The 14,515-nt window shown below is 31.9% G+C and carries 10 protein-coding genes; 7 read left to right on the forward strand and 3 right to left on the reverse strand.

The window, feature by feature from the left end; translation table 11 throughout:
* Window positions 1–110: 110 nt before the first annotated feature.
* Both typA and Z053_RS0119220 read left to right on the forward strand, forming a co-directional pair.
* Window positions 111–1,910 carry a translational GTPase TypA gene (typA, locus tag Z053_RS0119215; protein WP_025666603.1) on the forward strand — a complete coding sequence of 600 codons (1,800 nt, stop codon included), beginning with the start codon at window positions 111–113 and terminating at the stop codon, window positions 1,908–1,910.
* Window positions 1,911–2,321: 411 nt separating this feature from the next.
* Window positions 2,322–2,663 carry a tRNA-binding protein gene (locus Z053_RS0119220; protein WP_025666604.1) on the forward strand — a complete coding sequence of 114 codons (342 nt, stop codon included), beginning with the start codon at window positions 2,322–2,324 and terminating at the stop codon, window positions 2,661–2,663.
* A 96-nt stretch (window positions 2,664–2,759) separates the two neighbouring features.
* Here the strand turns inward: Z053_RS0119220 and Z053_RS0119225 are convergent, their stop codons facing one another.
* The 3 genes from Z053_RS0119225 to Z053_RS0119235 all read right to left on the reverse strand — a co-directional run bounded on the left by Z053_RS0119225 (window position 2,760) and on the right by Z053_RS0119235 (window position 5,814).
* Window positions 2,760–3,443: a cell division ATP-binding protein FtsE gene (locus tag Z053_RS0119225; protein WP_024768942.1), complete on the reverse strand. Its 684-nt coding sequence runs from the start codon at window positions 3,441–3,443 to the stop codon at window positions 2,760–2,762.
* Between the two features lie 288 nt (window positions 3,444–3,731).
* Window positions 3,732–4,841, reverse strand: a complete 1,110-nt coding sequence (locus tag Z053_RS0119230) for an acyltransferase family protein (protein WP_025666605.1) — start codon at window positions 4,839–4,841, stop codon at window positions 3,732–3,734.
* 103 nt (window positions 4,842–4,944) lie between these two features.
* Window positions 4,945–5,814 carry a LytR/AlgR family response regulator transcription factor gene (locus tag Z053_RS0119235; protein ID WP_025666606.1) on the reverse strand — a complete coding sequence of 290 codons (870 nt, stop codon included), beginning with the start codon at window positions 5,812–5,814 and terminating at the stop codon, window positions 4,945–4,947.
* A 328-nt stretch (window positions 5,815–6,142) separates the two neighbouring features.
* Between Z053_RS0119235 and Z053_RS0119240 the strand changes: the two genes are divergently transcribed.
* The 5 genes from Z053_RS0119240 to Z053_RS0119260 all read left to right on the forward strand — a co-directional run bounded on the left by Z053_RS0119240 (window position 6,143) and on the right by Z053_RS0119260 (window position 14,448).
* Entirely contained in the window at window positions 6,143–9,160 is a 3,018-nt protein-coding gene (locus Z053_RS0119240; RefSeq protein WP_025666607.1) for a tetratricopeptide repeat protein, read from the forward strand.
* Window positions 9,161–9,189: 29 nt separating this feature from the next.
* Window positions 9,190–10,968, forward strand: a complete 1,779-nt coding sequence (locus Z053_RS0119245; RefSeq protein ID WP_160170122.1) for a TonB-dependent receptor — start codon at window positions 9,190–9,192, stop codon at window positions 10,966–10,968.
* Window positions 10,969–11,150: 182 nt separating this feature from the next.
* Window positions 11,151–11,963 carry a M23 family metallopeptidase gene (locus tag Z053_RS0119250; protein WP_025666609.1) on the forward strand — a complete coding sequence of 271 codons (813 nt, stop codon included), beginning with the start codon at window positions 11,151–11,153 and terminating at the stop codon, window positions 11,961–11,963.
* Between the two features lie 172 nt (window positions 11,964–12,135).
* Complete coding sequence (locus Z053_RS0119255) at window positions 12,136–12,492, forward strand: hypothetical protein (RefSeq protein WP_025666610.1); 357 nt, start codon at window positions 12,136–12,138, stop codon at window positions 12,490–12,492.
* Window positions 12,493–12,654: 162 nt separating this feature from the next.
* A complete protein-coding gene (locus Z053_RS0119260) occupies window positions 12,655–14,448 on the forward strand; it encodes a DUF885 domain-containing protein (RefSeq protein WP_035096436.1) in 1,794 nt (597 codons plus the stop codon).
* The last annotated feature ends 67 nt before the right edge of the window (window positions 14,449–14,515 follow it).

The following is a 14,515-nucleotide window of genomic DNA, read 5'->3' on the forward strand; positions in this document are numbered from 1 at the left end:
TTTTTTTGTTTTTTTTGAATACATATATACCTATTTATTAATAATTAAAATTTTCGTATACAACCTGTCAAAATATCTCGTACCTTTGCACCCTTAAAAATGAGGCGTTTATGACAGCTATAAAAAATATTGCGATAATTGCTCACGTAGATCACGGTAAGACTACGTTGGTAGATAAGATTATGTACCATTGTCAATTATTTCGTGAAAATGAAAATACAGGTGATTTAATTTTGGATAATAATGACCTGGAGCGTGAAAGAGGGATTACAATTACTTCGAAAAACGTTTCGGTTACTTATAAAGGAACCAAAATTAATATTATAGATACTCCTGGTCACGCCGATTTTGGAGGAGAAGTAGAGCGCGTATTGAATATGGCAGATGGAGTACTACTTTTGGTAGATGCTTTTGAAGGGCCTATGCCACAAACTCGTTTTGTACTGCAAAAAGCAATTGACCTTGGATTAAAACCTTGTGTTGTGGTTAATAAGGTAGATAAAGAAAACTGTACACCAGACGAAGTACATGAAAAAGTATTTGACCTGATGTTCGAACTTGGTGCAGAAGAATGGCAACTCGATTTCCCTACGGTATATGGTTCTGCCAAGAATAATTGGATGAGCGAAGACTGGAAGAATGAAACAGATAATATCGAACCTCTGCTTGATATGGTAATTGAGCATATTCCTTCTCCGAAAATTGAAGAAGGTACTCCTCAAATGTTGATCACATCATTAGATTTTTCATCTTTTACAGGACGTATCGCTATTGGACGTTTACAAAGAGGAACTCTGACAGAAGGTATGCAGGTTTCTTTGGTGAAACGAGATGGGACGATAAAAAAATCAAAAATAAAAGAGCTTCACACTTTTGAAGGCCTGGGAAGAATGAAGGTAGAAAAAGTAGAGGCAGGAGATATTTGTGCTCTGGTAGGACTTGAAGGCTTTGAAATAGGAGATACTGTAGCAGATATAGAAAATCCTGAAGGATTAAAAACTATTGCTATCGACGAGCCTACGATGAGTATGTTGTTTACAATTAATGACTCACCTTTCTTTGGAAAAGATGGAAAATTTGTAACATCCAGACATATTAAAGAAAGATTAGCAAAAGAATTAGAGAAAAATTTAGCACTTAGAGTTAATGATACAGATAGTGCAGATAAGTTTTTGGTATTCGGACGAGGTGTACTGCATTTATCAGTATTGATTGAAACTATGCGTCGTGAAGGATATGAATTACAGATAGGACAACCACAAGTAATCATTAAAGAAATAGATGGTACTAAATGTGAACCAATCGAAGAATTAACTATTGATTTGCCTGAGCATGTATCAGGAAAAGCTGTAGAAATGGTAACTATGCGTAAAGGAGAAATGCTTAGTATGGAAGCCAAAGGAGATCGTATGGTATGTGAATTTATGATACCATCTAGAGGAATTATTGGTTTACGTAATCAATTATTAACAGCAACCGCAGGTGAAGCAATTATGGCGCACCGTTTTAAAGAATATCAACCACTTAAAGGAGATATTCCTGGACGTATTAATGGTTCATTAGTTTCTATGGAAAAAGGTTCTGCAATACCATATTCTATTGATAAACTACAAGATAGAGGAAAATTCTTTGTAGACCCAGGAGAAGATATTTATGAAGGACAGGTGATTGGAGAAAATTCTAGAGGTGATGATATGACTGTTAATATCACCAAAACAAAGAAATTATCAAATGTACGTTCTTCTGGAGCAGATGATAAGGCTAAGATTGTACCTGCAATCAAGTTTTCATTAGAAGAAGCTTTAGAATATATCCAAAAAGATGAATACGTAGAAGTTACTCCTAACTTTTTGAGATTACGTAAAATTTACTTAACCGAAGTTGAACGTAAACGAAATAAAATCGTTTAAACTCTTTTAAGTTATACATATAGAAGTAAAAAACCGTGAGGATTTCTCACGGTTTTTTTATTACAGTAGATTTAAACTATAATTGATATTAAAAATAAAATCCCGAGTTAACTCGGGATTTATCGTCGATATTTTGGGGTATGCATTGGGGTATTTGGGGCTAATTCTATATTTTGGGGCGAATTATCGTATACAATATTTTACTTGTGTGGTACAAATGTAAGAATAATTCCCGTAACTAAGCTTGTAAAAAACAACAAATTATCGGTAAAATACAATTAACAACGATAAAATACGCAAAAAACATTGTTTTAATACGGTTTTTACTGCTCTTTTGAAAGATCGATACTTAAAGTGTTATTTTTTAAAAGAACTTCAATACTTTTAAGAAATAATTTGAAGTAAAAAATAATGGATCGAGATTTAGAATGGAAAGAATTTATGAATGTAGATATGCGAGTGGGCACTATAATACATGTAGAAATCTTTAAAGAAGCACGAAATCCAGCCTATAAAATGATTGTTGATTTTGGCGAATTGGGAGAGCGAAAAACCTCTGCGCAGATCACGCAACTCTACCAACAACCCCAAGAACTTATAGGAAAACAAGTTATAGCGGTGGTCAATTTTCCACCAAAACAAATTGCTAATATGATGAGTGAATGCTTGGTTTTGGGAGCTGTAGGAGAAGATAAAGAAGTAACTTTGTTAACTCCTGACTTAGCTGTTAAAAATGGATTGCGAATAGGTTAGTCTCTGTAATATGTTACATACATTATTGTATATGAAGGGTGAGTAATAGAATTACGAAAAGCTTAGATTCTAAATTTATTAAAGACCAATATATCTTTATCCTTTTCTCTGTACCACTTCAAATACTTTATTTCCATCACATTTTAATGTTTTAGAAGGATATTTAAGCAATAAAGCATAATCATGAGTTGCCATAAGTATAGTATTACCATTTTTATTGATATCCCGTAGAACTTCCATAACTTCGACAGATGTTTGCGGGTCTAGGTTTCCGGTAGGCTCATCGGCTAATATTAGCTCAGGATCATTAAGTAATGCTCTGGCAATAGCAATACGTTGTTGTTCTCCTCCTGATAATTGATAAGGGTATTTAAAATCTTTGGTTTTCATACCTACTTTATCCAATACATCATCAATTTTACTGTCCATACCTTTTTCATCTGTCCACCCTGTGGCTTTAAGGACAAATAAAAGATTACCTTTTACAGTTCTGTCATTAAGCAATTTAAAATCCTGAAATACAATACCTAATTTTCTACGTAAAAATGGGATTTGATTTTCTTGTAAGGTAGGTAGATCAAAATCAACTATACTCCCTTCACCTTCTAACAAAGGAAGATCCCCATATAATGTTTTCATAAAACTACTTTTTCCTGTACCGGTCTTACCAATAAGATATACAAAATCCCCCTTATTTACTTCAACATTGACATCAGAAAGAATTAAACTTTCGCGTTGATAAATTGAAGCATTTTTGAGGCTTAATACCGTATTAGACATAGTTTATGGTTCTGAATTAATATACTTGGTAAAAGTAAAAAGTTTTCTGTTAAAAAAATCAGGTATGGAAATAGTTTTTAATACATAAGTTAATTAATAACTCAATTTTTCAGGAAATAGTTTACTTTTTTGTTATTATAAGACAATTTGAACTGTTAGATTGCCAGAAGTAATGATTTGATGTAATGAAACATTGTAATATAATGATTATTTTCATGTAAGGTATTTAAATACACTTCTTACTAAATCACTAAAAAAATCTATCTATCATAAGTTATTTTAGAATTTTCAAATTCTTTTTTTCATACCAAATAATATTCTTGGGATTGTGAAAGGGTAAATTAAAAACCTGTAAATGATAATTATTAACGGAAATGTAGTAATGATTAATACTAGTATTTTTAAAGAGATGTTTAATTTTAATTGAATAATATAGTACCCTAATACAACAATAATTGTTTGATGTAGAATATAAAAAGGATATATGGCTTCATTAAACTTCTTAAGTACAATACTTGATTTATTAAACCAAATTTGTCCATAACCAAGTATAGAAATAATTAATGTCCAGCTAACTAATGCACAAACTAAATACCAAATATCCCATTGTATACTGTTAGATAGATATGGCGCAATAAACGTATTTGGTAAAAAATAATAGCCATAAAAAATCAAAGTACTGGTTAAGAAAATAGTCAAATTAAATTTACGATATGTTTTCAAGTACACCCAAATGTTTTCTGCCGAAGTAAATAGCATACCAGATATAAAGAAATATCCATAAAAAGCAGTAGACGAAAGGTTTGTGATTGATTTGGAATCACTCGGGTATAATTTTTTTAAAACTATAGTTATAAATATTAACGGAATTACCCATAATAATACTCCATATTTTTTAGAAGTACTGTGTTCTAGTATTGTTAAGATTTTATTTGATTTTGATGATTTCAAAAACAAAATTAACGGTATTGCCAAAACAGAAATGATAAACAAGTTTTCAATAAACCAGAGGTGGTTAACTTTAAGATTTATATTATCATATATTTTAAAATAAGAAATGTAACTGTCTATATTTTCATAATAGGTTTGTGGAGGAACAATAAAAAGGACTCCAAAAAAAAGAGGAATCAATAAACGAATACTTCGTTCTTTTAAGAATTGAAACCATGTTCTTTTTGAAAAAGCAAACATAGTTCCGGTTCCAGAAATTAAAAATAATAACGGCAATCTAAACTGTTCAAAAAATACCATAATATCGTCCAGGATTTTACTGGACTCTGAATTCATAATATGAAATTTATCGCCATTAAAAGGCATTCCGATATGATGAAGATATACAGCCAAAATCGCAATTACTCTTAACCAATCTAAATCATACCTTCTCTTTTTTTCTATCACAATATTTGTTTTTAAATTTGAGTTGGTAAACTTATAAACAAATGCTATTGTAATTTTTTTTATGTGATAAATAGCAACAGTATGTGACGAAATGCAAAGTAAATTATGTTTCCGAATTGGATGAAAAAAGTAGATTAAATTCTTTGATTTTTGAACGAGAAACCGGAATTGACCATTCGTAATTTTTAAAATTAATCAAATAACCTTGAGCATTACCAGAGAATGATTTGATGTGGTTAATGTTTACAAGATAAGACCTATGAGTTTTATAAATAAAAGGAAATGATTGTAATTGAGATTCTAATTCTTTTAGCGTTATTCTAATTAGTTTTTTATTAAAACCATTAGATGATGTGGTGAAAATCTCGGTATAATTACTTTCGACTTTTGCAAACAAAAAATGTTCTGTCTTAATTTCAAAATGATCATTTGAAACTCCTAATTTTATGTGTATTGTGCTGTCTTTAACTAAGCTTTCCTTTGGTTTAAGAGATAGTTTTTTTAAACTAGAAGAATGTTTTTTGATAAGCCTTTCAAGGTTTATCGGTAAAACAATAGCTAATAAAAGAACACCCACCAAAAAAGTATTCCGTATCTCTTCCCAAAGATATCGCAATGACCAGTTATCTGGATTCAAATAAATGATATCGCGAATTAAAAAATCAACAATACCAATGATCAATAAAATTATAGAAAGATTTAAAATTTCCTTTCCTAGAGTCCAAGAATCACCCTTTGATTTCCAATTAAGGTAGCTAAAATATAAATAGGCAATGGGAAAAGGAATAAGAGAATGAATTCCTAAAATCCAGATGTAATCTATTCGATGCTCGGATATATTAACGACAAAAGGATCGAAAAAATAAGAGAAAACAAAACTTAAAAAAGAAATCAAAACCAAAATTAGAATTAACTTTTTTTGGTTGCCATAATAATATGGATATGGCTCTTCTAAATATTTTTTAAGCTGCATTTGATATAGATTACAATTTGCGAAACAAATTTAAATTTTTTAAAACCACATTATAAAATTATATGAAAAACAATTGTATTATTAGCATAGTAACCCTAGACTCAAATCTTCGTTGTATTCGTTTATTTTAAAAGAAGAAATACATAAAATAGATGTTTGTAAGATCATATTTTATAGGCGTTATACTCATAAAGTATTCACAATTCTAAATTTACTATGTAATTATATCTAAAATATTTCGTTATTAAAATGAAGATTAGGGTATCTTTAACACAAAATTTATTCGCGGGAAACGATATTTACTTTTTAGATTGTAATACTTACTTAAATGAACAAATACATCACCTCGATGCTTTTTGTGATTGTTCTGTCTACATATATGTCTGCACAGCAATCCGCAATTTACACCAATGAATTAGTACTGTATAATCAGGCTCTCGAATTGTATAACAATAAACAATTTCTGGCCGCTCAAAACCTATTTGATAAGGTTAAAGATGCCTCTACAGATGAAAATATTGATGCTGATTGTACTTATTATATTGCTAATTGTGCAGTATGGTTAAATCAAAAAGGAGCAGATCAACTTTTAGAAGATTTTGTAGTACAATACCCTACAAGTATTAAACGTAATGCAGCATACCTTGATGCAGCGACTTACTATTTTGATAATGGTAAGTATGCCTATGCACGTAAATGGTATGATAAGGTTGATGAAGGTAATTTAGGCAGGGCAGAAAAGGAGAAATATAATTTTAATAATGGGTATGCCTATTTCAAAATTCAACGATTTAACGAAGCGAAGAAATTTTTAAATCGCGTAGAAGATTCTCCAGAATATAGTGCTAAAGCAAAATACTATCTGGGTTTTATTGCTTACGAAGGAGATAATTATAAAGAAGCTGATAAATTGTTTGACGAAGTAAAGGATCTGGATCAATACAATAAGAATTTATCGTATTTCCAAAGTGATATGAATTTCAAATCAGGAAATTTCGAAGAAGCAATTAATGAAGGATTGGTACAATTGCCTAAATCGAAACGTTCAGAAAGATCAGAGTTAAATAAAATTATAGGAGAGAGTTATTTTAACCTTGGTCAGTATGATAAAGCAATTCCATACCTTAAAGAGTATAAAGGACGAAAAGGCAAATGGAACAATACAGACTATTATTTATTAGGCTATGCTTATTATAAACAAGGAGCGTATGAGAATGCAATTTCAGAATTTAATAAAATTGTAGATGGGCGTAATGCTACTGCCCAAAACGCATATTATCACCTGGCAGAATCTTATCTTAAAACAGATCAAAAACAGCAAGCACTAAATGCTTTTAAAAATGCTTCAGAAATGGATTTTGAAGCTAAAATCAAAGAAGATGCTACGTATAATTATGCAAAATTGAGCTATGAAATAGGAAACTCTTTCGAGAGTGCTCCAAAAGTTTTGCTATCCTATTTAGATCAATATCCTAACACAGAATTTGAAGAAGAGATCAAAGAACTACTGATCAGTTCGTATATCACATCAAAGAATTATAAAGAAGCGATGGATCTGCTCGAAGGAAGTAGAAACTTTGCAGATAAAGAAGTGTATCAAAAAGTAGCTTTTTACCGTGGGATAGAATTGTATTCTGAAAATGATTATCCAGAAGCAATAGTCTATTTTGATAAATCTCTAAAAGAACAAGTAGATCCTGCATTTACCGCTAAAGCAATATATTGGAAAGCCGAAAGTGATTACTTACTAAACAATTTTGATGATGCTTTAATTGGATTTAAACAATTTCAAGGCAGTACAGGAGCGTCATCGACTAGTGAGTATGAACATATAGATTATAATTTGGGGTATACTTATTTTAAGCTGAAACAATATCCCCAGGCGGCTCAATATTTTGAAACGTTCTCTAAAAGTAACCAAGCCGATGAAGCAAGACAAACAGATACCTATCTAAGATTAGGAGATAGCCATTTTATTTCTAGTAAATACTGGCCGGCAATGGAAGCCTATAACCTGGCAATTAAAAAGAATGGACCAGATTCTGATTATGCACATTATCAAAAAGCAATTAGTTATGGCTTTGTAAATAAGCATAATAAAAAAATTCAGGACCTAGAAATGTTCTTAAAAATGTATCCCAGATCCACATATCGGGATGATGCTATGTTTGCTCTTGGCGATGTGTATGTTTCCGAAAATAAAACACAGCGAGGTATCGAAGCTTATGATCGTCTAATTAGAGATGTACCCAGAAGTTCATATGTACCAAAAGCATTATTAAAACAAGGGCTAATTTATTATAACGGAAATCAGGGAGACAGAGCTTTATCAAAATTTAAAAAAGTAGTTGCAGAATATCCAGGTACCGATGAAGCAATCCAGGCTGTGAATACAGCAAGATTGATCTACGTAGATTTAGGAAGAACAAGTGAATATGCTAGCTGGGTAAAAGGATTAAGCTTTGTAGATGTTAGCGATGCTGATCTGGATAATACGGCTTTTGAAGCCGCAGAAAAACAATTCTTAGAAAATAATGATAAAGGTGCAATCAGTGGTTTTGAGAAATACCTTAATGAATTTCCTAATGGTTTACACGCTCTTAAGAGCCACTTTCACCTGGCACAGTTGTATTTCAAAAAAGGAAATAAGGATGCAACAATTCCGCATTACGAATTTGTGCTGCAACAAGATCGGACAGAGTTTACAGAGCAAGCATTGGCAAGACTCTCACAAGTGTATCTGGAGAATCGAAAGTATGAAAAAGCAATTCCTGTGCTAGAACGTTTAGAAAGTGATGCCGATTATCCGCAAAATATCATTTTTGCACAATCTAATTTAATGAAGTCTTATTATCAATTGTTGAATTATCAAAAAACTATCGAATATGCAGATAAAGTTTTAGCGAATCCAAAAATTCAAAATGATGTAAAAAGTGATGCTAAGATTTTTACTGCTCGTGCAGCATTTAAGACTGTAGACATGCAACGTGCAAAAAGAGCATATGCCGAAGTGCAAAAAATAGCAACAGGAGAATTGGCTGCCGAAGCATTATACTATAATGCGTATTTTAAAAACCTAGATGGTAATTACAAGGTTTCTAATGAAACCATTCAAAAATTATCTAAAGATTTCCCTGGATATAGATTATATGGTTCTAAAGGATTAGTACTTATGGCTAAAAACTTTTACGGACTTAAAGATGCTTATCAAGCCACATATATTTTGGAAAGCGTAATTAAAAATTTCACAGATTTTCCCGAGGTAATTGATGAAGCGCAAACCGAACTCAGAAAAATCAAAGCCGAAGAGGCAAAAACAAATTCATCCATCCAAACCGAACAGTAATAATCAGTTAGTAAAACGAGTTGTATTGTATGTTTACATATTTTAAGAAATTGAATAGACCTCACAGGTCTTCAAGACCTTTGAGGTCTAGAGTGTTACTTTTTGTGCCAATTTTTATAATTGGGATAAAGGGCGTTGCCCAGGAAAAAGAAAATGAAACCCTGGATACAGAACGTGTGGTTATTGTAAAAGCATACACACCAACAATTAGTGATGCATTTAAAGTAAAATCTACTCCCGTTCTTAATGATTCTGTGACACAGCAGAAAAAGCAAATACGATATAGTATTTTTTCTGTTCCTGTGGCGTCTACATATACACCTGCAAAAGGAAGGGCTGCTAATATCGATAGACCAAAACCTATAGATATCTATGATAACTATGCTACATTGGGATTTGGGAATTTTACATCGGTTCTCGCAGAGTTTTATAGTAATTTTCAGCTTAATAGATCAGATAATATTGGATTGTATTTGCACCATAATTCATCACAGGGAGGTATAGAAGAAGTGCAATTAGATGATAAATTTTATAATACCTTTTTAGATCTTAATTATACATCCCGTACAAGAGATTATACATATGGGATAGAAGTAGGAGCAGAGCATCAATTATACAATTGGTATGGATTACCGGATATTCCTTCATTAACACAAGAACAGATTAATGCGATTGATTCACAACAGAGTTATTTTGGGGCAAAACTAGGAGGGAAACTTCAATTTGATGACCTGTATTTTAAGAAAGCTGTATTAAACTATAGATATTTTGGTGATGCTTTAAGTTCTGTAGAACACCATGTGATAGCAAAACCTACTTTTGAGTTCGAAATAGGAGATAACCTAATCACAACTAATTTTATCGCAGATTATTTAAAAGGAAGTTTCGATCGTGATCTTGCGTTCCAAACCCCTAATGAATATGGTGTTTTAAATGTTGGGGTCAACCCAAGTCTTGTAATATTAAGAGATAATCTTACTGTAAATCTTGGTGCAGCAGTATATTATAGTATTGATACAGAAAATAGTGATAATGATTTCTTTATTTATCCCAAAGTAACCGCTTCCTATAGATTATTAGAAGAAGCTGTAATTGCCTATGGTGGACTTGAAGGTGATTTACAACAAAATACATATCGGGATGCTGTACAAAAAAATCCTTTTGTATCTCCTACTTTGATTATAGAACCTACAAACATGTTGTATGATGCGTATATAGGATTAAAAGGAAAAATATCTGATGTAGTGAGCTATAACTTTAGAGGAAGTTATATTTCAGAAGATGAGAAACCTTTATTTGTTAATAATGTTAGCGCAACATTACAACGAGAAGGGTTTGATTATGGAAACTCATTCTCGTATCGCTATGACGATGTTAATACCTTAATAGGATATGGAGAGTTAAATTTTGAAATTAACAAAAAATTTAAATTAGGAGCCTCTGCAGAATATTTTAATTATAGCTCAGAAGACGAACAAGAAGCATGGAATCTCCCTGAACTAAAAGCTTCGGTACTTATGGATTACCAAATCAATAAAAAATGGTACGTAGGAGCACAGTTGTTTTATGTTGGCGAACGAAAAGATATTAATAATCAGGTAATTTCTTTACCTACAGTTCCAGAATCTATTGTAACTCTGGATTCTTATTTTGACGCTAATGTAAATTTAGGATATCGATTAAGTGACAAATTATCTTTCTTTATTAAAGGAAACAATCTGGCGGGAGAGAATTATGAGCGCTGGGTAAATTTCCCGGTTCAGGATATACAAGTTTTAGGAGGAGTTACGTATAAATTTAACTACTAAATTTAATCTCGAATTAGATAAATTTAAATTTTTTGGTACCTTATAGTAATAAAAATGTCAATTATTTATTCATATATTGAATATAATAACTTGATTTTTTTATCGATGATGTCTTGTTAATTGATTGATTAACATATTGCTATCGGTATAGTTTTTGTAGTTGTTTAGATAAAATAAAACTTATGAAAGGTACTTTACTTCTTATTTTTTGCCTGTTTTCAATAGGTATGTTTTCCCAGGATAACTTTAAACTCTATTATGAAGAAACAGAAAATGGGTTTAAGATTTTGGCAGATAATGACGAATATACTCCGGTGTCTGCAAAAATAGATTTCAGATTAGAAAACCTTACATCTACTAATGGGAGTAACAAAGTTTTTGTAGTACCAGCAAAAACAAAAAGACATACGATTACAGATCTAAAGGTAATTGATAGAAAAAAACGGATAAAATTAGGTTATGAATCTATCTATAATCATGGAAACCATAATCAAAAAAAATACGATACCGGTTTTAAATATTACTTGCCTTTTAAAAAAGGAGAAGAATATTGGCTATCCCAGGGATATAATGGAGCTACTTCTCACCAAAATGAAAATGCACTAGATTTTAAAATGCCTGTAGGAACTAAAATTTATGCAGCGCGGGACGGAGTAGTTGTAGATGTAGAAGAAAGTTTTAGTAAAAGTTGTACTTCTGCAGATTGTGCCAAGTATAATAATTTTATTCTCATTTATCATAGCGATGGTACATTTGCCGAGTATACCCATATTAAAAAAAATGGAGCACAGGTAAACATTGGTGACCAGATAAAAATAGGTCAATTTATAGGATATAGTGGTGATGTAGGTTGGGCTACAGGGCCACATTTACATTTCATTGTATTTTTTCAAAGACTAAAAGAAAGAATTACCTTAAAAACAAAATTCCTGACCGGGAAAGGAAAACAAGCCATTGCACTTAAAGAAAAAGAAAAGTACCGTAGGGAGTATTAACGTATTTTTTAATAGATTCTAAATATATTATACCGGTAAATAGGGTATAAAACATCCCTGTTTTCAGTACCCTAATTTTCATCGTTTACCGTGTTTTGTACCTGCTTAAACGGCTATATCTTGCACAGTATTAAGAACAGTTTTATTATAACTTTTAATACCAGATATACAGATGAAAAAGATTAATATACATACATATATTGTTATATTTATTTTACTATATGTCCTAGCAGCAATATGTAGTTTAATTGGGTACGCTAACAATGAAGGAACACTCGTTTTGACTCCCACAACAGAGTTTTTACTAAAATTAGATTCGATAATTAACCTTCCTACAAATACTATAGGATATGCTACATTTGTTAATGGAATCTATGGTGTAGTAGGGGGATTAATCCTTAATGTATTGTTATACTCTCTTGTAGTAGAGCGTTTTGTTTTTTGCCTAATAGCCCTGAAAAGAAGTGTTTTAAAAGCAAAAATTATAACTAAAAAAAGCAAACGTGCTATTTTGCTAATAGAGAAGTAAGTATATCAAAAACTTACCAAAAATCCAATACATCATTGACCTCGCAGGTTTCAAAAACTTGCGAGGTCACGTTTGTTTAGAGAAGTTACTACATTGTTAAGATGCATTTCTTTTCGTGCTAATTTTCCTATCTTCCATTCCTAAATCAAAATATACCATACCATGATCAAAAAGATGCTTTCTATAGCTTGTTTTGCTATGATTTTTACGGGCTGTAAAAATGAAGCTACTACTACCAAAGAACCTGTAGAAAAGGTAGATGTTAGTGCCAAATTTAATGAGATGCTAGATAATTATTATGAAGAAGGTCTACAACTCAATCCAGTACAAGCTACTTTTGCTGGTGATAATAGATTTAATGACCAATTTCCTAATCCTCTGGCAGAGGAAACAGTAAATAAAACCAAAGCTTATTTTAATAAGTATAAAGAGCAATTAGCGCAATTTGATGATGCTGCATTATCTGAAAGCGAAAAGATGACTAAGGCAATCCTCAATTGGGAATGCGATATGAATTTAGAAAGCTTTAATTATAAGCAAGACTATTTTCCTATTGATCAAATGTGGTCTATTAACCTTGTTGCCGGACAATTGGCTAGTGGTGCTAGTGCACAACCTTTTACGACTGTCGATGATTATCATAATTGGTTAAAACGTCTGGAAGGATATATAGATTGGATGACGTCTGCCGAAGCAAAAATGAAAGAAGGTATGGCAGCTGGGTATGTATTACCAAAATCATTAATCGTAAAAGTGCTTCCGCAATTAGAGGCATTAACAGTTGAAGACTTAGATCAACATCTTTTCTATACTCCAGCTAAGAATTTTCCAGAGGATTTTTCTGATGAAGATAAAAAACAATTAACAGAAGCCTATAGCAAAATGGTTTCCGAAAAAATTATTCCTACCTATAAAAGTCTTCATAAATTTATGAGTACAGATTATATGGAAGCAGGTAGAGCCAGTTCTGGAATCGAAGGGATTCCTGGCGGAAAGGAATTTTATCAATATCAAATCAAGTTGTACACAACAACAACTATGACAGCCGATGAGATTCATAAGCTGGGACTTTCTGAAGTTGCCAGAATCTCTTCTGAAATGGAAAAAATAAAAGAACAAGTAGGATTTAAAGGAGATCTAAAATCATTCTTTGATCATGTGCGTAGCAAAAAAGAATTGATGCCATTTACAGAACCACAACAAGTGATCGATAATTTTAATGCAATCCATGATCGCATGAAGCCACAGATTGAAAAACTGTTTGATGTAAAACCAAAAACACCATTTGAAGTACGTAGAACAGAAGCTTTTCGTGAGAACTCAGCTAGTGCCGAATATAATCCAGGATCATTAGATGGTACTCGCCCTGGGATTTTTTATACTCCAATTCCAGAAGTAACCAAGTATAATACTTATAGTGATGAGTCGTTGTTTTTACACGAAGCCATACCAGGGCATCATTATCAGATTTCGTTAACTCAAGAAAGTGGAGAATTGCCAAAATTTAGAAAAACATTGTGGTACAGTGGTTATGGAGAAGGTTGGGCATTATATAGTGAGTCTTTGGGTAAGGAACTAGGCTTATACACAGATCCATATCAGTATTTCGGAATGTTGGGAGCAGAGATGCATCGTGCTATTCGCCTTGTTGTAGATACAGGATTACATTCTAAGGGATGGACACGTGAGCAGGCAATTCAATATTCATTAGATAACGAGGCAGAATCAGAAGCAGGAATTACTTCAGAAATCGAACGGTATATGGCTAATCCAGGTCAGGCATTATCATATAAAATCGGACAGTTAAAAATAAGAGAGCTTCGTGCCAAAGCAGAGGTAGAACTGGGAGATAAGTTTGATATTCGCCAGTTTCATAATCAAGTGTTAGAAACCGGATGCGTACCATTGGCATTACTAGAAAATAAAATCAATACATGGATTGCCAGTAATAAGTAATTTTATAGGTACACTACTATAAATATTATGATAAACAATAAAACCTCTTTGGTGTACTAAATCATTT

Source organism: Aquimarina megaterium XH134 (assembly GCF_000520975.1).
GTDB lineage: Bacteria > Bacteroidota > Bacteroidia > Flavobacteriales > Flavobacteriaceae > Aquimarina > Aquimarina megaterium.